Below are 20,892 nucleotides of genomic sequence, written 5' to 3'. Positions count from 1 at the left end.
TAAAAATGGCAACCAAGCTTACCCCCAAACAAAAGGCTCAATTAGACGAACTTTCCATGAGTGAAAAAATCGCTATTTTACTCATTCAAGTGGGCGAAGACACCACAGGCGAGATTTTAAGGCATTTAGACATTGACTCCATTACAGAGATTTCTAAGCAAATCGTGCAATTAAACGGCACAGACAAGCAAATCGGCGCGGCGGTTTTAGAGGAATTTTTTGCGATTTTCCAATCTAACCAATACATCAATACCGGCGGTTTGGAATACGCTAGAGAGCTTTTAACCAGGACTTTAGGGAGCGAAGAAGCCAAAAAAGTGATGGACAAACTCACTAAAAGCTTGCAAACGCAAAAAAATTTCGCTTATTTAGGCAAAATCAAGCCCCAACAACTCGCTGATTTCATCATTAACGAACACCCTCAAACCATTGCCTTGATTTTAGCCCACATGGAAGCCCCTAATGCGGCTGAGACTTTGAGCTATTTCCCTGATGAAATGAAAGCCGAGATTTCTATTAGAATGGCGAATTTAGGCGAAATATCGCCCCAAGTGGTTAAAAGGGTTTCCACGGTGTTAGAAAACAAACTAGAATCGCTCACCAGCTATAAAATTGAAGTGGGCGGTTTGAGAGCGGTGGCTGAAATCTTTAACCGCCTAGGTCAAAAGAGCGCTAAAACCACGCTCGCTCGCATTGAAAGCGTGGATAACAAGCTCGCCGGCGCGATTAAAGAGATGATGTTCACTTTTGAAGACATAGCCAAACTAGACAATTTCGCCATCAGAGAGATTTTGAAAGTAGCGGATAAAAAAGACTTGTCTTTGGCGTTAAAAACTTCCACGAAAGATTTAACCGATAAATTTTTAAACAACATGAGCAGTAGGGCTGCAGAGCAATTTGTAGAAGAAATGCAATATTTAGGGGCGGTTAAAATCAAAGATGTGGATGTGGCCCAAAGAAAGATCATTGAAATCGTGCAGAGTTTGCAAGAAAAAGGCGTGATCCAAACCGGTGAAGAGGAAGATGTCATTGAATAGCCGTAAAAACTTGATCCAAAAAGACCATCTAAATAAGCATGACATTCAAAAATACGAATTTAAGAGCATGGCCAATTTACCCCCCAAAACTAATCCTAATGGCGCGTCTTTAGAAACGCCTAACCCACAAGAGCCTTTGGAAAAAAAAGCGATAGAAAACGATTTGATTGATTGCTTGTTGAAAAAAACCGATGAGCTTTCAAGCCATTTAGTGAAATTGCAAATGCAGTTTGAAAAAGCCCAAGAAGAGAGCAAAGCTTTGATTGAAAACGCTAAAAACGATGGCTATAAAATCGGCTTTAAAGAGGGCGAAGAAAAAATGCGTAACGAGCTCACTCACAGCGTGAATGAAGAAAAAAACCAGCTTTTGCATGCGATCACGGCTTTAGATGAAAAAATGAAAAAATCACAAGATCATTTAATGGCTTTAGAAAAGGAACTGAGCGCGATTGCGATAGATATAGCTAAAGAAGTGATCCTTAAAGAAGTGGAAGACAACAGCCAAAAAGTAGCCCTTGCTTTAGCTGAAGAACTTTTAAAAAACGTTTTAGACGCAACGGATATTCATTTAAAAGTCAATCCCTTGGATTACCCTTATTTAAACGAGCGTTTGCAAAACGCTTCCAAAATCAAATTAGAGAGCAATGAGGCTATTTCTAAAGGAGGCGTTATGATCACTAGCTCTAATGGGAGCCTTGATGGGAATTTAATGGAGCGCTTTAAAACGCTCAAAGAAAGCGTGTTGGAAAATTTTAAGGTGTGATTTTGCAAAATAAAACTTTTGATTTAAACCCTAATGATATTGCAGGCTTGGAGTTGGTGTGCCAAACGCTACGGAATCGTATTTTAGAAGTGGTGAGCGCTAATGGGGGGCATTTAAGCTCTTCTTTAGGGGCTGTGGAGCTGATTGTGGGCATGCATGCCTTATTTGATTGCCAAAAAAACCCTTTTATTTTTGACACTTCGCACCAAGCTTACGCTCACAAGCTCTTAACCGGGCGCTTTGAAAGCTTTAGCACTCTAAGGCAGTTTCAAGGTTTGAGCGGCTTTACTAAACCCAGCGAGAGCGCATACGATTATTTCATTGCCGGGCATAGCTCCACTTCGGTGTCTATAGGCGTGGGGGTGGCTAAAGCTTTTTGTTTGAAACAAGTGCTAGGCATGCCTATAGCTTTATTAGGCGATGGGAGCATTAGCGCAGGGATTTTTTATGAAGCCTTAAACGAACTGGGCGATAGGAAATACCCCATGATCATGATTTTGAACGATAATGAAATGAGTATCAGCACGCCTATTGGAGCCTTATCCAAAGCCCTTAGCCAGCTGATGAAAGGCCCGTTTTATCAGTCTTTCCGCTCTAAAGTCAAAAAAATCTTAAGCACCCTACCTGAAAGCGTGAATTACTTAGCGAGCCGTTTTGAAGAATCTTTCAAGCTCATCACCCCGGGCGTGTTTTTTGAAGAATTAGGCATTAACTATATAGGGCCTATTAACGGGCATGATTTGAGCGCGATTATTGAAACCTTAAAATTAGCCAAAGAGCTTAAAGAGCCGGTGCTAATCCATGCGCAAACCTTAAAAGGCAAAGGCTATAAAATCGCTGAAGGGCGCTATGAAAAATGGCATGGGGTGGGGCCTTTTGATTTGGATACCGGCTTGTCTAAAAAATCCAAAAGCGCGATTTTATCGCCCACTGAAGCGTATTCTAACACCCTTTTAGAATTAGCCAAGAAAGATGAAAAAATCGTAGGCGTAACTGCGGCGATGCCTAGCGGCACAGGATTAGACAAACTCATTGACGCTTACCCTTTGCGCTTTTTTGATGTCGCTATCGCTGAGCAACACGCTTTAACTTCCAGTAGTGCTATGGCTAAAGAGGGGTTTAAACCTTTTGTGAGTATTTATTCTACTTTTTTGCAGAGGGCTTATGACTCTATCGTGCATGACGCTTGTATTTCTAGCTTACCGATTAAATTAGCCATTGATAGGGCCGGGATTGTGGGCGAAGATGGCGAAACGCATCAAGGGCTTTTAGACGTGTCGTATTTGCGCTCTATCCCTAACATGGTCATTTTTGCCCCACGAGACAACGAGACTTTAAAAAACGCCGTGCATTTTGCCAACGAACACGATTCAAGCCCTTGCGCGTTCCGCTACCCTAGGGGGTCGTTTGCACTAAAAGAGGGGGTTTTTGAGCCTAGCGGTTTTGTTTTAGGGCGAAGCGAATTGTTGAAAAAAGAGGGCGAAATTTTACTCATAGGCTATGGTAATGGCGTGGGGCGGGCGCATTTAGTCCAACTGGCTTTAAAAGAAAAAAACATAGAGTGCGCGCTTTTGGATCTCAGGTTTTTAAAGCCCTTAGATCCAAATTTAAGCGCGATCATTGCCCCTTATCAAAAGCTCTATGTTTTTAGCGATAATTACAAGCTTGGGGGGGTGGCTAGCGCGATTTTAGAGTTTCTGAGCGAACAAAATATTTTAAAGCCTGTTAAAAGCTTTGAAATCATTGATGAATTTATCATGCATGGGAACACCGCTTTAGTGGAAAAATCCTTAGGCTTAGACACAGAGAGTTTGATTGACGCTATTTTAAAAGATTTAGGACAAGAGAGATGAAAGAAAAGACGCCAATGAAGAATATCCGCAATTTTTCCATTATCGCTCACATTGACCATGGTAAAAGCACTTTAGCGGATTGTCTGATCGCTGAATGCAACGCTATCAGCAACAGAGAAATGACGAGCCAAGTGATGGACACTATGGATATTGAAAAAGAAAGGGGCATTACAATTAAGGCTCAAAGCGTGCGTTTAAATTACACTTTTAAGGGGGAGGATTATGTTTTAAACCTCATTGACACCCCAGGGCATGTGGATTTTAGCTATGAAGTGTCTCGTTCTTTGTGTTCGTGCGAAGGGGCGTTATTGGTGGTGGATGCCACTCAAGGCGTGGAAGCGCAAACCATTGCAAACACTTATATCGCTTTAGATAACAATTTAGAGATTTTACCGGTGATCAATAAAATTGATTTGCCTAATGCGAATGTTTTAGAAGTCAAACATGATATAGAAGACACGATAGGGATTGATTGTTTTAACGCTAATGAAGTGAGCGCTAAAGCTAAGCTTGGCATTAAAGATTTGTTAGAAAAAATCATTACGACCATTCCTGCCCCTAGCGGTGATCCTAACGCTCCTTTAAAAGCGCTCATTTATGATTCATGGTTTGACAATTATTTAGGGGCGTTAGCGTTAGTGCGTATCATGGATGGGAGCATCAACACAGAACAAGAAATTTTAGTGATGGGGACGGGTAAAAAACATGGCGTTTTAGGGCTATACTACCCTAACCCTTTGAAAAAAATCCCCACCAAAAGTTTAGAATGCGGTGAGATTGGCATTGTGAGTTTAGGGCTAAAAAGCGTTACGGATATTGCGGTGGGTGATACGCTCACAGACGCTAAAAACCCTACCCCTAAACCCATTGAAGGCTTTATGCCGGCTAAACCCTTTGTTTTTGCGGGGCTTTACCCTATAGAAACGGACCGGTTTGAAGATTTAAGAGAAGCGTTATTGAAACTCCAGCTTAACGATTGCGCTTTAAATTTTGAGCCTGAAAGCTCTGTGGCGCTTGGTTTTGGCTTTAGGGTGGGCTTTTTAGGGTTATTGCACATGGAAGTGATCAAAGAAAGGCTGGAAAGGGAATTTGGCCTTAACCTCATCGCTACCGCTCCCACGGTGGTGTATGAAGTGCATTTGACGGATAATAGCATCAAATACGTCCAAAACCCTAGCGAATTGCCCCCTGAAAATTGTATCGCTTGCATCAAAGAGCCTTTTGTGAGGGCGACGATCATCACGCCGAGTGAATTTCTGGGTAATTTAATGCAGTTATTGAACAACAAAAGAGGCATTCAAGAAAAAATGGAATATTTGAATCAGTCTCGTGTCATGCTCACTTATTCCTTGCCGAGCAATGAAATTGTGATGGATTTTTATGACAAGCTCAAATCTTGCACGAAAGGGTATGCGAGCTTTGATTATGAGCCTATAGAAAACAGAGAGGCTCATTTGGTGAAGTTGGATGTGAGGGTGGCAGGCGATGTGGTGGATGCGCTTTCTATCATTATAGATAAAAACAAGGCGTATGAAAAGGGGCGCGCTTTAGTGGAAACGATGAAAGAGCTTATCCCAAGACAGCTTTTTGAAGTCGCTATCCAAGCGAGCGTAGGCAATAAAATCATCGCCAGGGAGACGATTAAATCTGTCGGTAAGAATGTAACGGCTAAGTGCTATGGGGGCGATATTACACGAAAAAGAAAACTTTTAGAAAAACAAAAAGAGGGCAAGAAGCGCATGAAAGCTATCGGTAAGGTGGAGCTTCCCCAAGAAGCGTTTTTAGCGATATTAAAGATCGATTAGGGCATTGCTAAGTCTATGGCAAAACATAGAAATTAAATTTTAAATCTCATAGGCTATACTTTGGCAAAATTTGATAATGACTTTATTAAAGAATTTGGTTTTTCTACTAAAAATGCTTTTTTTGAATATTGTGTCCAAATTGGCTTGGCTGACACGATTGGTGTTATCAAAAATCGCATGGATTTATTTGATTATTTTTTTCCTAACAAACGCAAAGGTTGGTGGCAAAAAGGCGGTGCCTATATCCATAGAAAATTATGGATTGATAGTTTGTTTAAAGATGAAGACGCTAAAGGTTTTAGCCATATTGTGAAATTGTTTTTACAAGAACAATATGGCATTCAACTAGACATTACCCCTAACGCTTACCTTAAAACTCGTTATAAAAGCATGCAAGAAACGGGTTTAGAAGCCGAATTGTATTTTTTAAACCACTATAAAAATATCAAAACATTTTCTAATGGGCATTTAAAAGACATGCGTCTTTTTGGCGATGGGTATGACTTCTATATTCAAACCAACAAGCAAGCGTTTTTAGTGGAAGTTAAGGGGATTAGAGAAAAGCAAGGGGCATTGAGATTGACCCAAAAAGAATACGATCAAGCGCAAGCGTATAACCATGATTATGTGCTTGTAGTGGTATTGAATTTGAGTGAAAAACCCTATCTTTTATCTATCGCTAACCCCTTAAAGCATTTAGAATTTAAGGCATGCGAGAGGAAGCAAAAAAGCATTTTAGAATACCACTTAATAGGGCAAATAAAATAACTTTGAATTTTACAGGGGGCTATAGGAGTGGAGTTCAAATTGATAGGAATGCCCCTAAACGCACTTACAAATACACCAAAAAAGATTGCGATTTGATTTTAGGGATAGACACTTGCACGAGCGAATGCTATATTATCCCTATTGAAGACACACAAGAATGGGGCAACACAAAGAGCTTGTCGCAACTCCAACACTATAAAGAGAATTGGCAGATTTTGATTGACTTGGCGTTGGAGTAAGAATATAAAACTACATTCACAAACAAGAAAAAAGATTTCTTTAGATATAGTGTTGGTTATGCCAAAAAGATAAAATCAAATTGGACTTAAAAAACAAAAGTTTTCGCTCACACACCGCCTATACCAGTGCTTTAAAGAATGACTTGCTCTTAAACCCTAGTTTAGTGGAAGCAGAAAGAAAATTTTTACAAGCTTTTAAAATGGCTCTATCTTAAAATGAACGCTGATAATCAAGTGGGTAATCAAAAAGCTTGATTGGGGCGATAAAAACATTAAGGGAATTAGAAACCAATGGGACACTCTCTAATCATTACGGAGACGGCACCAACTATAGCGTCTCAAACCTTAATGGGAATGATCCTGCCACAAACGAGTTTAAAACACAAGAACCACAACGAACCAAGCACTAAACAATATATAAAAAAAGAAAAAATAAACATGATAAACACATGCGTGCATGAAAATTTTTCACCAGTCAAAGAGACAAATCGTTTTTAAGCTTTTGTAGCGAGTTTGTTGATCGCTTCGGCGTTCATGTCGTCTTGATGGGTTTTTAGCACTTTGGAATACATGTCCAAAAAGCGGTTGATTTCAATCAAAGCGCTCATCTCGCGCACCGCATTGACATTGCTTTTTTCTAGCATGTATTGCCTTAACGCGCCAGAATCAGAGACTTGATGAACGCCTTCGCCCTGATAAGCATAAAGGTTTTGCCCGATTTTTTTAAGATTTTTAGGTTCGCTAAAACTCACTAAAGCTAACGAGCCTGCTTGAATTTGGGCTTCATTATCCCTAAAAGTGATTCCACCATTTTGATTGACTTCAATTTCAGCGTCAGGCATGAGCATGATCCCTCCTTTTTCGTTCAAGCCCGAACGAGAAAGCACCCTAAAGCCATTAAGAGTTACTAAAAAGCCGTCTTTATCCACGCTAAAATGCCCATCTCTGGTATAAGCGACGCCCTCATTAGTTTGTATCGCAAAATAGAGGTTAGGGCTTGTTAGGGCAAAATCTAGGGGGTTATGCGTTTCTTCAAACGCGCCAAGGCTTCTATCCGTATAGATTTCTGATAGAACAGGCACACGATTGAGATTGCGGTTTAAATACTTCGCGCTCGCTTTGGTTTGATCTTCTAAGGGCAGTTGCTCTCGGTATTGTTGGTAAAGCCTTAAAAAATCGCCTGTAATCGCATCGTCTCTTTTAAAGCCATTAGTGTTTAAATTAGCTAAATTATTAGAGGTTAAATCCAAGCGGTTAAATTGTGTCGCCATAGCCCCAGTGGCCGCATAATACCCATTTTGCATGCGAATAATCCTTTTAAAAGGAAAAATTATAGCAAAAATTAAATAAAAACAGATTCATTCCAAATAGGTTTTTTTAGGGAATATGATAACCATAACCATAAAGATAATAATACTCAACATGACATAGCCCACAAACCCCGCTTCAAAACCATGTTGTTTGAACTCTAACGCTACATAGCTGGCGCTCCCTCCAAAAAGCGCATTGGCGATCGCATAGGCCAAACCCACGCCAAGCGCTCGCACATGTTCAGGGAATAATTCCGCCTTAATGACCCCAGCAATGCAAGTGTAAAAACTCATGCTGCTCAATGCGAGTATTTCATAAAATAGGGCTTCATACACGCTAGTGGCATGCTTGATACCATAAAAGACAACAGGCGTTACAATAAGCCCTGTGATCGCAAAAACCATCAGCATTTGGGTGCGTTTGATTTTATCCGCAAGCATCCCGCATAAGGGCTGTAAGAAGATAAAATAAGAGAGCGCTAAAAGCATGATGAAACTGCTTTCTTTAGGGCTGAATGATGAGCTGTTGGTTAAAAAGATCTTTAAATACACCGTAAAAGTATAAAAACACAAACTCCCTCCCATAGTTAGCCCAAAGACTATCATTAAGGCTTTTTTATGGTGGAGCAATTCCTTTAAACTGCCTCTTTGGGTTTCTTCTTTAATAGTGTTTTTGGAAGTTGTTTTGCTATCCATGGTTTCTTCCATGATATTTCTTAAAAAGAGCGAGAGTAGGGCTAATATACCCCCTAAAGCGAATAAATAACGCCAAGCGAACGCGCTGATTTGCTCATGCGTGTAAATATTTTCAACGATAAAGAGTGAAAAAATAGCTAAGAGTTGCCCTCCCACTAAAGTTACATATTGGAAAGAGCCATAAAAACCTTTTTTGCCATTCTTGCCCAATTCAGAGAGGTAAGTAGCGACCACGCCATATTCTCCTCCCACGCTAAAGCCTTGTAAAAGCCTAGCTAATAATAAAAACAAGAACGCCCATTCCCCAACGATTTCTTTAGTGGGGAGCAACGCGAGCAAAAAAGAGCCTAGCGCCATGAGGATAATGGAATACACCATAGAAGTTTTACGCCCCTTTTTATCCCCCAATTTACCAAAAAACAAACTCCCCAAAGGGCGCATGAAAAACCCTAGCATAAAAACCAAAAAAGCTGAGATTAGCGCTAAAGTGGGGTCATTGGTGTGGGTAAATTCCTTAGCGAAATAAGGTGCTAAGAACGCATAAGCGTAAAAGTCATACCATTCCACTAAATTACCGGAACTAGCGGCTAAAAGGGATTTTAAGGGTTTTTTGGTGGCGGGTTGGGGGCTCATGGCTATCCTTGAACATGAAATTTTTAGGTAATTTTACTAGGAGTTAGGGAAACCACAGATAATATTTGATTAATAGATGAAAGGTTGGTATCGTTTGTATCATTGAGAAAAGTTTTTGTTTTTAATAAAGGATTGGTGGTAAAGCCTAAAAAATGCGCACAGGCATTTTTAAAATCAATCATAAAAAGCTTGCGAAAAGCAAGCGGTAACTTTTTAAAAATTAAAAATAATGTTTCTATTGCCAATATCCAATGAAAACAAAGCCTAAAAGTTTTGCAAAATCTCTCTGTTGCCTTTGGCGTTTCTTGGGGATAAAAAGCCTTGAGCTTCTAATTCGTCAGTAATGGTAGCGGCTTGGTTATAGCCGATTTTTAATTGGCGTTGTAAAAAACTCGTAGAAGTGATCTTTTTTTCTAAAATCACCGCTTTAGCCCTTTCTAGAATGTCATCGCCTTGATAATTAGGGGTGTCTAAAGGCATGCGCGATTCTTCTAACAAGAAATCTTTATCGTATTCCACTTCTTTTTGGGCTTTAATAAAATCCACGATTTTTTTGATTTCATCTTCAGTGGCAAAGGGGGCATGCAAGCGCACTAACCCGTTCGCTCCTGGGGGGGTAAAGAGCATATCGCCTCTTCCTAACAAGCTTTGCGCCCCATCGGTGTCTAAAATCACTTTAGAATCAATTTTAGTGCCTACCCTAAAACTCACCCTTGAAGGCAAGTTGGTTTTAATCAAGCCAGTTACGACATCCACGCTTGGGCGTTGGGTCGCTACAATGAGGTGTAAGCCGCTCGCGCGCCCCATTTGAGCGATCCTAGCGATAGGAAACTCCGCTTCTTTTCCCCCTGTCATCATCAAATCCGCTAATTCATCAATCACCACAATCAAATAGGGGAACGCTTCAACGCCGTTATTTGGGGCTTGTTCATTGTAAGAATCAATGGTTTTAACCTTGTATTCGCTCATTAAAGAATACCGGCGCTCCATTTCTTTAGCCACGATTTGCAAAGCCCCGATAGCTTTTTTAGGGTCGGTGATAATGGGCGTGAGTAAATGAGGGATGTCCGCATAAATGCTAAATTCTACCATCTTGGGATCTATCATCACTAATTTGAGTTGATCAGGAGGGTTTTTATAAAGTAAGGATAAAATCATCGCATTCACGCCCACGCTCTTACCGCTTCCTGTCGTGCCGGCGATGAGCAAGTGAGGGAGCTTTTTTAAATCCGTGATGAAAGGGTTACCCACAATGTCTTTGCCTAAAGCTAGAGTTAAGGGCGAGCTGGATTTTTGAAACAATTCGCTCTCTAAAATTTCTCTTAAATAAATGGTTTGGCTTTGGCTGTTAGGGATTTCAATACCAACGACATCTTTACCCTTGATAGGGGCTTGAATGCGGATGGATTCAGCGCATAAAGTCATCGCTAAATCATCGCTCAAACCTAAAATGCGGCTCACCTTAACATTAGGGGCTGGGCGGAATTCAAAAGTGGTTACAATAGGGCCTGAATAAGTGCGGATAATATCGCCATCAATTTTAAAGGTGTGCAGTTTGCTCAATAGATCCTGGATTTTTTGGTCAATTTCGTTTTCGTCTAAAGAAGTGCCCTTCAAACAAACCGCATTCAATAATTGCGTGTTGGGAAGCTCATAATCTTTGGGTTTTTGCACTTCGCCATAATCCAATCCGTCTAATATCTCTTTATTTTCGCTCAATTCTTTAACCATAACGGGTTTTTTAGTGCTTGTGGGGGTTATTATACTAAAGTTTGGAGCGTTTTGCGCCTCTTTTTCTTCTTCTTTGAGATTTTCTTTTATCGTTTCTTCTATCATTTCTTCTTGCGCGTTTTCTTGTGGGCTTTCTTCTTTTTTAGGGTGGTTGGGGGTTTTTTGGTTTTCTGTTTTGTTGTCATTTTCTATTATGGGTGCAAGTGTGGGCATGATAGGTTTGGGCGTGGTGGGCGTAAGAGTTTCTTTTGTGGGCGTGGGTTCTCTTTCTTTAGTTTCTTTTAAAGTGGGGTTAGTGGGGTTAGTCAAATCATTAAATCGGTTTTTTTTAGGGTAAATGGTGTAATGGGTAGTGGGGTGAGGGGAAATTTGAACCAAGCCTTCTTGCGGCTCTGAATCGTTTAAAGTCGTGTTATAGGGGGTAGGGATCGCTAGAAACGATTCTTCGTTAGGGGTTTTGTGGTTTTCATCAATGGGGTTTTCTTTGAGATTTTCTTTTTCTTTAGGGTTGTTGGTTTCTTTTTTTTGAAGATCTGATAAGGTGTTTTCAAAACCCTCTTTTTTCAGGCTAAAATTAGGGCTAAAGGCTTGTAAGCATTGTTTGTAAATCTCTTTTAAAAGGCTTTGTGTTTTGTTCATATAAGGATAAAAAACGCTTTTAGGGGGCAGTTTGAATAAAATCAAATAAGAAATAACTACCATAAGCATTATCAGCGCATAAAGCCCAAAGTCCCCTATAAAAGGGCGTAAAAACAAACACGCGCTGTTGCCGATTTCCCCTTGATTCAATAGGCTAGATTGCAAAAAGAGTAAAGATAAAATGCCTAATAGATGCCCTAAAGTTTTTTCTAAAACGATTTCTGTAAAAGGGTTTTTAGTCTTGTATAAAAGGAATAAAACCCACGCTAAATAGGGTAAGTTGATGAATGAAAGATACCCAAAATATTTTTTATTGAGTGCGGCAAACCACACCCCAAAACGCCCCACTAAACCGCTATTACCCAGCCATGAAGATAGGGTTAAAAACGCTAATAAAACCCCTATAATTAAAGCTAAATAAAGTTTTTTAGATTTCATCGGTTGCACATGTCTTTAAAAGAGCAATACTCACAATCTTTAACCTCTAAAGTTTTTTCAAAATCAATTTCTTGCTTGAGTTTGGGGATAAGAGAAAATTCCAAATGATCCATTTTAGCCTGTAAAATAAGCTCATCTTCTTCCACTAATTCGCCCTTTCTCAAATCATAAAAAAAGGCTTTTATAGGCTCTTTGTAGCCCAAATTTTTAAGAGCACACGCGTAGATAGCCATTTGATAATCGGTGCTGATTTGAGCGATTTCTATGGGGCTTAAGCCTTCTCTTTGTGTTTTACTCATGTTGTCTAATTTCAAATCGCTTTTGAATTTGTAATCCAATAAAATAATTTCATTGTCAGCCGTTTTGTCAATCCTGTCTATACGCCCTTTAAAAATAACGCCTTGAATGATCGTCTCAAAGCTTTTTTCAAGATCAAGAATGGTGATTTCTGCATTAAAGCGTTCTTTTTCTTTAACATAAAAAGCCTGGATTTTTTTGAGCGCTACAAGAGTGTCTAAACGCTCTTTAGGGGTAATGTTTTCTCTTGTTTTTAATAGCTGAATAAGCCTTTCTTCTAATGAATGGGGGGTTTTATCTTTTTCATAAGCTTCTTTTAAAAGTTCATGGAGCAAACTGCCCACAGCACTATTACTTTCATCTTTAGGGGTTTCTTTGAAGCGCTTCATGTAGTGGTAATAAAAACGGCGCTTGCAAGTTAAAAAAGCGTTTAATGAGCTAGCGCTAAAGCTAAAATCTTTAGGGATAGCGGCTTTGATTTCTTCTTCTTGGTAGTCTTTTAAAGGAGTTGATGCAAAAAGCGTGTAAGCGTCTTTGATAGGCACTATATTTAAATTTAATTCCAAAAGCATGTTAGAGGCTTTTGAGGTTTCGCTCTCTATATAAGAAAGCACCATTTCTTTAGAGTTTTTAAAGAGCTGGTAGTAATAGTGTTTTTGCAAATTTTTCTTATCCAATAAAGTGGGGAGGTTGAGCGATTTTCTTAAAGCAGAGTTCAAAAACAAATCGCAATCTTTAAGGCTTGGCACGCAAGTTTCATTAAAATCCACAATAACGATTTTATCAAATTGCATGCCCCTTGTCTCTAAAGTGTCCATGACTCGTATTTTGCCCCCACTAGAATCGTCTAAGCGGAAGTTGGCTTCAAATTCTTGCAAATACAAATGCAATAAATCTTTAAGGCTGTAGTTTTTAAGCGTGTCTTTTAAAAGATGATACTGGTGCATGATTTGAGAATGCACTTCTTTTAAGGGCACTTTTTCTTTAGAGCTTTGTTGCTCTAAAAGCGGGAGCGTAATATTTTCTAAATCCAATAACGCAGACTCACTTAAATTACAATCGCTTGTTTGTAAATCTTCTAAGATTTTGACAAGCTCTGTGTAATAATGGCTGTTTTTAGCTCCTAATCCCATCGCAAAATTCAAATTGTTGTTTTGGTCTAAGAGTTTTAAAAAAGGCAAAAAATCCGCATTGGGCGTGATGATCGCCATTTTATTAGGGTCGTTATCTTTTTGCAAATACTCTTCTATGGTTTGTAAAACTAAAGCGCTTTGTTTTAAATAACTAGAGTTGGCATAGAGCTTTGGTTCTATTTTTTGATCATTAAAAGTTTGAGAAAGGATCTTTTGGGTTTTAAAATCAATGGAATAATCGCAATCCGTTTCTAATTTGAGATTCAAAAATTCCAAGAATTTTTGGTTGTATTTGTCGCAAGATAGGTGTAAAGTGATAGGCACTAATTCGGCCACTTCTAATAGGCATTGTCTTTCAAAAACGCTCATAAAGCCGTCTAAATGCCATTCAATAGAGGAAAAATGCTCAAAAAATTCTTTTAAAATGGTGGGCTTTTCTTGCATGATTTTGTCATAAAAGCCTAATCCTTCTAGCTTTTTAATGTAGTGCTCATAAATCATTTCTAAGACTTCTAAATGCTTTTCATAGTCCAAGTAAATGTCTTTAGAAGAAAGTTCATTGAGCTTGATACAAGCAGAGCTCAACTCATCAAACAAATCAAACAAAAAAGAAGTGCTTTCCAAATACCCCAAAAAGCTGTTTTCAAAAAGCAAAAGTCCTTCAAGAATGGATTTTTTTTCTTTAGCGATAGCTTTAATGGTGTCTATCATTAAAATCTGGCGCGCGCTGTTAGGGATTTTCTTTTTATTAGGGATGTAAAAAGCCTGTTCAAAGAAACTCCCCATGCTCATTGCGTTAGGCAAAAACCCTTCGCCTTGCTCTAAATAGAAATGTTTTAAACGCCTGGTGGAGCTAAAAACAAACAAGGGGGCTTTTTCTAAAAAAAGTTTTTCTAAGTTCATGCGTTGAGTAACCTTTTAGCTTGAGTGGTAATGTTTTCAACGCTAAAGCCGAATTTTTCAAAGAGTTTATCGCCCTTTGCTGAACTCCCAAAAGAATCCATGCCAATGATTTTATCCGCAAAACGATACCACTCTATCGCACGGCTCGCTTCAATGACTAAGACTTTACCTTTAAAAAGTTCTTTAAGATAGCTTTCATCTTGCTCTATCAATAAATCAAAGCACGGTGCGCTCACCACTTGAGTGGGGATATTTTCTCGCTCTAAAATTTTAGCGCCCTCTAAAGCTAAAGACACTTCACTACCGCTCGCAACCAGCGTGATAATGGGATCTTTAGAGTGGTATTTAACATACGCGCCTTTTAAAACCTGCTCTTTAGAAATCTCATCAAGCACGGGTAAATTCTGGCGCGATAAAATAAGCCCGCTAGGAGCGTTCAAACTTAACGCTATTTGCATGCAAGCGGTGTTTTCAAAAGCGTCGCTAGGCCTGAAAGCATAGAAATTGGGCAAAGCGCGCAAATGGCTCAACTGCTCTATAGGCTGGTGCGTCGCCCCGTCTTCGCCCACGCCAATGCTGTCATGCGTAAAGATAAAAAGGGCTTTTAGTTTCATTAAAGCGCTCAAACGGATGCTGGGCATCAAATAATCGCTAAACACAAAAAAGGTCGCGCAAAAAGGCACAAACAAACCATACGCCGCTAAAGCGTTAGTGATAGCCCCCATGGCATGCTCTCTGATCCCAAAATGCAAGTTTTGCCCTAAAGGGAAATCGCCAGAGTGTTTTAATTGCGTGTTATTAGACGGGGCTAAATCTGCGCTCCCCCCCAAAAAGCCCTCGCATTCTTTAGCGATAGCGTTTAAAATCATGCCGTTACTCACTCTCGTGGCTAAAGATTCGCCTTTTTTAAAGGTGGGGTAATGGATGGCGCTAAAATCAAAATCCTTTAACGCATGGATTTTTTCTTTTGTTTTAGGGCTTAAGGATTTTTCCCATAAGGCTTCTAAACTGACGCCCCTAACTTTCACTTCTTCAAAATGCATTTTGTTTTTTGGGCTAATGATAAAGCTTTCATTAGGGTTGATTTGAGCGTTTTCTTTGGATTGTTTTAACACTTCTTTATTTAAAGGCGAGCCATGCGTTTTTTCACTCCCCTCTAAGCCAATAGCCCCCTTACCAATAATCGTATGAGCGATTAAAAGCGTGGGTTTGGTGGATTTTTTGGCTTCTTCTAAAGCGTTATGAATCGCTTGATAGTCATGCCCATCGCATTCTAGCACTTCCCAATTTTGTGCCACAAACCGCATCTTAACCTGTTCGCTAAAACTAATATTGATAGCGCCTTCAATGCTGATTTGGTTGCTGTCATAAATCACAATGAGATTGTTTAGGTTGAGATGCCCGGCTAAAGAAGCACTCTCATAACTAATGCCTTCTTGCAAATCCCCATCCCCACACAAGCAATAGACTTTATGAGAAATCGCTTCTTTATCCAAAAGGTTTTGAGCGTATTGACTCGCCATGCTAAAGCCCACAGCGTTAGCAAAACCTTGCCCCAAAGGGCCTGTGGTGATTTCAATGCCTTCGGTGTGGTGCAATTCGGGATGTCCTGGGGTTTTAGAGTGTAATTGCCTGAAACGCTTTAAATCTTCTAAACTCAAATCAAAGCCCCACAAATGCAACAAACTATACGCTAACGCGCTCGCATGCCCTCCGCTAAAAACCAACCTGTCCCTATTGAGCCATTTAGGGTTAGTGGGGTTTAGGTTTAAGTGCAAACTTAAAACCACCATCACATCGGCTAACCCCAAGCACACGCCCGGATGCCCGCTATTAGCCTTATCTATCATGTCCGCACACAAAAAGCGAAGCGCATTGGCCATGCTTTTTAATCGTTCTAAGTCAGCGTTACTCAATCGCATCAAATTTTTCCATTTTTAAGGTTTTTAAAAGCCATTTTAACACAAATTATCTCAAAATCTCTTTGGCTGTTAAGATGTCTTGTTGGATCTGATTTTTAAGCTCTTTTAACGAAGAAAAGCGCATGTTGTCTCGTATTTTTTGAACCAAACGCAAAGCGATTTCTTGGGGCGGGTTTTCTATGATGGTATCAAGGACATGGCATTCTATGGCGAAATGTTGATCCGTGCTTAAGCGGTTGCCTATAAAACTCACGCTTTTTTGATAAATTGGATCTTTTATTTTCACTAAACTCGCATACACCCCAAAACTAGGGAGGATAAAATCTTTAGTTTTGATGTTTAAAGTAGGCGCTAATTCTTTATGCCCTAAGCCTTGATCGCTAATGACTTCCCCACACACTTCATAAGGCCTGCCTAAGAGCTTGTTGGCTAAAGACAAGTCGCCATGACTTAGGGCTAGTTTGATGGTTTTAGAATGCACGCTAATCTCTTTTATTTTCACTTCAGGCACAATAATGGTTTTTTCAAAACGCTCTTTTAAAAATAAAGCGTCATTTTGTCTTCCATGCCCAAACCTGAAATCATAGCCCACGACCAGGCGTTCTAAATGGGGGAATTTCTTTTTTAAAAGATCTAAAAATTCTAAAGCGTTTAATCGCGAAATCTCTTCTAAATACACAAAAAATAAAGGCATGCCCACGAGTTTGGCGCGGTATTTTAGGGGGGTTAAATAGCCTTTAGTGTAATGTTTTTTTTCTATGATTAAAAGGGCTTTGGGATCTTTTAATTCTTTAAAAAGGGCTTGATGCCCTAGATGCAAGCCATCAAATTTACCGATAGCTAGGCTTTTAATTTTAGGCTCGCTTGAAATGGATAAAAAATTCAACATTCCCGTTTTTCCCTTTCACTAAGCTTTCTTGGATCTTTAAGATTTGAAAATCCTTTGTTTTTAAATGGTTTTTAAAGTTTTCTAAAGCGTTTAAAATGGCTTCTTTATCCATTACCACCCCCTTTTTATTGCGTTTTGCGGCTCTGCCCACTTCAAATTGCGGTTTGAAAAGCGCCAAAAATTCACCGCTTAAAGGCACAATCGCTTCTAAAATACAATATAAAGAAATAAAACTCACATCACAAAGCACTAAATCAATTTTTTCTGGCGTTTTAAACCCTCTAATATCGCATTCTTCGTAACATTCTATGCGTTGGTCGTTTTTCAAACTTTCATCTAATTGCATTTTCCCCACATCCACGCAAAGCACCTTTTTAGCCCCTTTTAAAAGAGCCACTTGACTAAAGCCCCCCTTGCTCGCTCCCACATCTAAAACCACCTTTCCCTTAAAATCCACGAAATGGGTTTCTAAAAAAAGCCCCTAATTTTTCCCCAGCCCTGCTAACGAATAGATTGGTAGTGACTAATTCAATTTGATCACCCTCTTTAACGATAAAAGAGGGTTTAGAGATCACTATTTTATTGACTAAAACCTGATTTTTTAAAACCAACGCTTTAGCTTTTTCTCTGCTATTTACTAAATGCTGGTTGAATAAGGCGTAATCTAAGCGCATTAAAATTGAGGTAAGGGGACTTGATAAGCGAAATTAAAAACAATCTTGCCTAAACTATAGGCATCAAGCTCTAGTTTGGCTTCTTGCACCGCTAAATAATCCAATTTGTTAAAAGCGAGCAAAAAAGCTCTGCTCCACCGGTTCGTGGTTTCTAAAATGCCATCAAATTCATCTTTTGTGATTTCTCGCACCCATAAAGGCTCTGAACCTGTAGGTTTTGTGCCAAAAAGTTCATAAGAAATATAGCCATCATCTATCCAGTCGTTATTTTGCGTGAAAATCTCCACTAAAAAATACTCATGGTCATAGTAAGTGCCGCTATCCACATCGTTTAAATGCGTAGCGATAGCCGTGATGATAGGCACATTATCTTGGGTGATTTCGCCTTTCCTGCTGGCTTGGATCTTTTTTTCTAAAACTAAGTCTAGCGTGTAAGTGTCTTCATTGAAATTACTCACACACCCTAAACAAAAGAATAAAAATACCAAAGGTATTGAGAGATTTTTCAAGCCCGTTCCTTGCTAAAACCCATGCCATTTTTAGCTAAAATAAAACCTATATTATAACTAAAAGGGGGTTTTATGCCAAAAAAATGCCGACACTTGCTCCAAACCAGCGATTTAAGCCTAGATGAAATCAAGCTTTTATTGAACAAAGCGAGCGTTTATGCGAACGATTTTAACGCCGTATCTTTAGAAACAAAAGAAAAAATGCACAATAAAATCATCGTGGCTTTATTTTTTGAAAATTCCACCCGAACGGTGTCTAGCTTTGAAATCGCAAGCCTAAGGTTGGGGGCAAAAATAGTGAAATTAAACATGCAAACAAGCTCCACTTCAAAGGGTGAAACTTTGATAGACACTTTTAAAAATATCCATGCCATGCAGCCTGACGCTATCATCACACGGCATGCTTTTTCAAGCGCGCCTTTTAAATTAGCCGAATTTTCCCAATGCCCCTTGATTAATGCAGGAAGCGGCACAAGCGCTCATCCTACCCAAGCGTTATTAGATTTGCTCACCCTTTATCAGCATTTTGGCAGTTTGGAAAATCTAAAAGGGAAGAAAATCGCTTTTATAGGCGATGTGAAAAATTCAAGAGTGGCTAATAGCAACATTAAATTGCTCCAAAGACTAGGGCTTGAGATCATGCTGTGCGCTCCAAGCTCCATGCTCCCTATCACTTCTTTAAAAACGACGCATAACATTGAAGAAGCGATAGCGTTTGCAGACATCTTAATGAGTTTGAGGACTCAAACCGAACGCCACAACGCGCCCATTTTTGCGAGCTTGAAAGATTACGGCAACGCTTATTGCATCACCCAACAACGCCTAAGCGCTCACGCTAAAAATAAAGAGATCATTATTTTACACCCAGGCCCGGTGCATAGGGATATTGATATAGAAAGTGCGGTGTTAGAAGATGAGCGATCCAAAGTTTTAGAGCAAGTCAAAAATGGCGTGGCAATGCGCATGGCGGTGTTGGAGTTTTTGCTATTAGATTGATCATCAAACTTAAAAAATGCTTTTGGTTGTAAAACGGCACAAAAATCCTACTTTGATTAAATTTTGATTTACTTTATCTCATTTTATGATGAAACTAAAAAAATTTCGTTATAATCTAAAATAGTTGAGTTAATTAAAAGGAAAAAAATGAAAAATAGCACGCCTTTAAAGAATCAAGTTTTTTGTGGGTTATATGTTTTAAGTTTGAGCGCTTCTTTGCAAGCGTTTGATTATAAAATTGAAGTTTTAGCGGAGTCCTTTTCTAAAGTTGGCTTTAATAAAAAAAAGATTGATATAGCTAGGGGGATTTATCCTACAGAAACTTTTGTAACCGCTGTAGGGCAAGGCAATGTTTATGCGGATTTTTTATCCAGAGGCCTTAAAGATCAAGGGCATGTTTTAGAGGGAAAAGTCGGCGGCACGCTAGGAGGGGTCGCTTATGATAGCACGAAATTCAATCAAGGCGGATCGGTTATTTATAACTACATCGGTTATTGGGATGGCTATTTAGGGGGTAAAAGAGCCTTGCTTGATGGCACGAGTATCCATGAGTGTGCGCTTGGATCTGATGGTAAGGTGGTTGATTCTATAGCGTGCGGGAACGCTAGGGCCAATAAAATCCGCCGTAATTACTTGATGAATAACGCTTTTTTAGAATACCGCTATAAAGATATTTTTGTGGCTAAAGGAGGGCGTTATCAATCTAATGCTCCTTATATGAGCGGTTACACGCAAGGCTTTGAAATCAGCACTAAAGTCAAAGATAAAAGCGAAGGGATCCATAAATTATGGTGGTTTAGCTCATGGGGTAGGGCGTTCGCTTATGGGCAATGGATTTATGATTTTTACTCTCCAAGAACCGTGATTAAAAACGGGCGCACTCTAAATTATGGTATCCATTTAGTGAACTACACTTATGAAAGGAAAGGGGTTAGCGTCAGCCCTTTTTTCCAATTTTCGCCCGGGACTTATTACAGCCCTGGGGTGGTTGTGGGCTATGATAGCAACCCTAATTTTAATGGCGTGGGCTTTAGATCCGAAACGAAAGCTTATATTTTGCTCCCTGTCCATGCCCCCTTAAAAAGGGATACTTATCGTTACGCTGTGAAAGCTGGCACTGCCGGGCAAAGCTTACTTATTAGGCAACGATTTGATTACAATGAATTTAATTTTGGGGGAGCGTTTTATAAAGTGTGGAAAAACGCAAACGCTTACATCGGCACGACAGGAAACCCTCTAGGCATTGATTTTTGGACCAATAGCGTTTATGATATAGGGCAAGCCTTAAGCCATGTGGTAACCGCTGATGCCGTCTCTGGTTGGGTTTTTGGTGGGGGCGTGCATAAAAAATGGCTGTGGGGGACTTTATGGCGTTGGACTAGCGGCACTTTAGCCAATGAAGCGAGCGCGGCTGTTAATGTGGGCTATAAGATCAGTAAGAGTTTGACGGCGAGCGTGAAATTAGAATATTTGGGCGTGATGACGCATGCAGGCTTTACGGTAGGGAGTTACAGGCCCACGCCCGGCTCTAAAGCGCTTTATTCAGACAGGAGCCATTTGATGACAACTCTTAGCGCTAAATTCTAATCAATCGCTTTAAGCTGTTTATTAAAGCGTTAAAAATCCCTTAATAAAAACACTATAATACGAGTTTAAT

Annotated in this window: 17 protein-coding genes and 1 pseudogene; 9 read left to right on the top strand and 9 right to left on the bottom strand. The window is 39.7% G+C overall.

Features of this window, described 5'->3' with window-relative positions; genetic code table 11:
• Positions 1-5 precede the first annotated feature (5 nt).
• From fliG to FIM66_RS08125, 7 genes are all read left to right on the top strand, one after another.
• Positions 6-1,037, top strand: a complete 1,032-nt coding sequence (gene fliG, locus FIM66_RS02410) for a flagellar motor switch protein FliG (RefSeq protein WP_077656576.1) — start codon at positions 6-8, stop codon at positions 1,035-1,037.
• On the top strand, positions 1,024-1,800 hold the full coding sequence (fliH, locus tag FIM66_RS02405) for a flagellar assembly protein FliH (RefSeq protein WP_000056261.1): 777 nt from the start codon (positions 1,024-1,026) through the stop codon (positions 1,798-1,800). The genes fliG and fliH overlap by 14 nt, the downstream gene beginning before the upstream one ends.
• A gap of 2 nt (positions 1,801-1,802) precedes the next feature.
• On the top strand, positions 1,803-3,653 hold the full coding sequence (gene dxs, locus FIM66_RS02400; RefSeq protein WP_194149240.1) for a 1-deoxy-D-xylulose-5-phosphate synthase: 1,851 nt from the start codon (positions 1,803-1,805) through the stop codon (positions 3,651-3,653).
• Complete coding sequence (lepA, locus tag FIM66_RS02395) at positions 3,650-5,458, top strand: translation elongation factor 4 (RefSeq protein ID WP_140478363.1); 1,809 nt, start codon at positions 3,650-3,652, stop codon at positions 5,456-5,458. Before dxs ends, lepA begins: the two co-directional genes overlap by 4 nt.
• A gap of 36 nt (positions 5,459-5,494) precedes the next feature.
• On the top strand, positions 5,495-6,226 hold the full coding sequence (locus tag FIM66_RS02390; RefSeq protein WP_238700187.1) for a protein NO VEIN domain-containing protein: 732 nt from the start codon (positions 5,495-5,497) through the stop codon (positions 6,224-6,226).
• Positions 6,227-6,228: 2 nt separating this feature from the next.
• Positions 6,229-6,465, top strand: a complete 237-nt coding sequence (locus FIM66_RS02385; RefSeq protein ID WP_120896271.1) for a hypothetical protein — start codon at positions 6,229-6,231, stop codon at positions 6,463-6,465.
• Between the two features lie 251 nt (positions 6,466-6,716).
• Positions 6,717-6,875: a hypothetical protein gene (locus FIM66_RS08125; RefSeq protein ID WP_238699377.1), complete on the top strand. Its 159-nt coding sequence runs from the start codon at positions 6,717-6,719 to the stop codon at positions 6,873-6,875.
• Between the two features lie 84 nt (positions 6,876-6,959).
• Here the strand turns inward: FIM66_RS08125 and FIM66_RS02380 are convergent, their stop codons facing one another.
• The 9 genes and pseudogenes from FIM66_RS02380 to FIM66_RS02345 form a co-directional block, all read right to left on the bottom strand.
• On the bottom strand, positions 6,960-7,769 hold the full coding sequence (locus tag FIM66_RS02380) for a flagellar hook-basal body protein (RefSeq protein ID WP_120927107.1): 810 nt from the start codon (positions 7,767-7,769) through the stop codon (positions 6,960-6,962).
• Between the two features lie 54 nt (positions 7,770-7,823).
• Positions 7,824-9,104 carry an MFS transporter gene (locus FIM66_RS02375; RefSeq protein WP_140547871.1) on the bottom strand — a complete coding sequence of 427 codons (1,281 nt, stop codon included), beginning with the start codon at positions 9,102-9,104 and terminating at the stop codon, positions 7,824-7,826.
• A gap of 23 nt (positions 9,105-9,127) precedes the next feature.
• Complete coding sequence (locus FIM66_RS08015) at positions 9,128-9,349, bottom strand: hypothetical protein (RefSeq protein ID WP_162971328.1); 222 nt, start codon at positions 9,347-9,349, stop codon at positions 9,128-9,130.
• 19 nt (positions 9,350-9,368) lie between these two features.
• Positions 9,369-11,912, bottom strand: coding sequence for a DNA translocase FtsK (locus FIM66_RS02370; protein WP_194149239.1), 2,544 nt, complete (start codon positions 11,910-11,912; stop codon positions 9,369-9,371).
• Complete coding sequence (gene addB / locus FIM66_RS02365; RefSeq protein WP_140547873.1) at positions 11,909-14,245, bottom strand: ATP-dependent deoxyribonuclease AddB; 2,337 nt, start codon at positions 14,243-14,245, stop codon at positions 11,909-11,911. Before addB ends, FIM66_RS02370 begins: the two co-directional genes overlap by 4 nt.
• Positions 14,242-16,167: a transketolase gene (tkt, locus tag FIM66_RS02360; protein WP_140547874.1), complete on the bottom strand. Its 1,926-nt coding sequence runs from the start codon at positions 16,165-16,167 to the stop codon at positions 14,242-14,244. Before tkt ends, addB begins: the two co-directional genes overlap by 4 nt.
• Positions 16,168-16,213: 46 nt before the next feature.
• The gene (locus FIM66_RS02355; protein ID WP_140547875.1) at positions 16,214-17,056 is read right to left on the bottom strand and encodes a bifunctional riboflavin kinase/FAD synthetase; all 843 of its coding nucleotides are present in this window, start codon (positions 17,054-17,056) and stop codon (positions 16,214-16,216) included.
• Positions 17,022-17,730 (bottom strand): annotated as a pseudogene (gene tlyA, locus FIM66_RS02350) (23S rRNA (cytidine-2'-O)-methyltransferase TlyA). Before tlyA ends, FIM66_RS02355 begins: the two are co-directional and overlap by 35 nt.
• Positions 17,730-18,239: a hypothetical protein gene (locus FIM66_RS02345; RefSeq protein WP_140547877.1), complete on the bottom strand. Its 510-nt coding sequence runs from the start codon at positions 18,237-18,239 to the stop codon at positions 17,730-17,732. Before FIM66_RS02345 ends, tlyA begins: the two are co-directional and overlap by 1 nt.
• 72 nt (positions 18,240-18,311) lie before the next feature.
• Here FIM66_RS02345 and pyrB point away from each other — a divergent pair, with 72 nt between their 5' ends.
• Both pyrB and hofB read left to right on the top strand, forming a co-directional pair.
• A complete protein-coding gene (pyrB, locus tag FIM66_RS02340; RefSeq protein WP_140547878.1) occupies positions 18,312-19,235 on the top strand; it encodes an aspartate carbamoyltransferase in 924 nt (307 codons plus the stop codon).
• Between the two features lie 147 nt (positions 19,236-19,382).
• Positions 19,383-20,822 carry an outer membrane beta-barrel protein HofB gene (hofB, locus tag FIM66_RS02335; protein WP_140547879.1) on the top strand — a complete coding sequence of 480 codons (1,440 nt, stop codon included), beginning with the start codon at positions 19,383-19,385 and terminating at the stop codon, positions 20,820-20,822.
• Positions 20,823-20,892 lie beyond the last annotated feature (70 nt).

It is taken from the genome of Helicobacter pylori (assembly GCF_006439795.1).
Classification (GTDB): Bacteria; Campylobacterota; Campylobacteria; order Campylobacterales; family Helicobacteraceae; genus Helicobacter; species Helicobacter pylori_CR.
The sequence above is the reverse complement of the archived record's forward strand: the minus strand, read 5'-3'. Positions and strand labels throughout refer to the sequence as shown.

Coding starts and splice junctions, on each gene's coding strand:
- pyrB (WP_140547878.1), top strand. CDS start 18,312: ATGCCAAAAAAATGCCGACACTTGCTCCAAACCAGCGATTTAAGCCTA.
- tkt (WP_140547874.1), bottom strand. CDS start 16,167: ATGCGATTGAGTAACGCTGACTTAGAACGATTAAAAAGCATGGCCAAT.
- addB (WP_140547873.1), bottom strand. CDS start 14,245: ATGAACTTAGAAAAACTTTTTTTAGAAAAAGCCCCCTTGTTTGTTTTT.
- fliH (WP_000056261.1), top strand. CDS start 1,024: ATGTCATTGAATAGCCGTAAAAACTTGATCCAAAAAGACCATCTAAAT.
- FIM66_RS02370 (WP_194149239.1), bottom strand. CDS start 11,912: ATGAAATCTAAAAAACTTTATTTAGCTTTAATTATAGGGGTTTTATTA.
- hofB (WP_140547879.1), top strand. CDS start 19,383: ATGAAAAATAGCACGCCTTTAAAGAATCAAGTTTTTTGTGGGTTATAT.
- lepA (WP_140478363.1), top strand. CDS start 3,650: ATGAAAGAAAAGACGCCAATGAAGAATATCCGCAATTTTTCCATTATC.
- FIM66_RS02375 (WP_140547871.1), bottom strand. CDS start 9,104: ATGAGCCCCCAACCCGCCACCAAAAAACCCTTAAAATCCCTTTTAGCC.
- FIM66_RS02355 (WP_140547875.1), bottom strand. CDS start 17,056: ATGTTGAATTTTTTATCCATTTCAAGCGAGCCTAAAATTAAAAGCCTA.
- FIM66_RS02380 (WP_120927107.1), bottom strand. CDS start 7,769: ATGCAAAATGGGTATTATGCGGCCACTGGGGCTATGGCGACACAATTT.
- fliG (WP_077656576.1), top strand. CDS start 6: ATGGCAACCAAGCTTACCCCCAAACAAAAGGCTCAATTAGACGAACTT.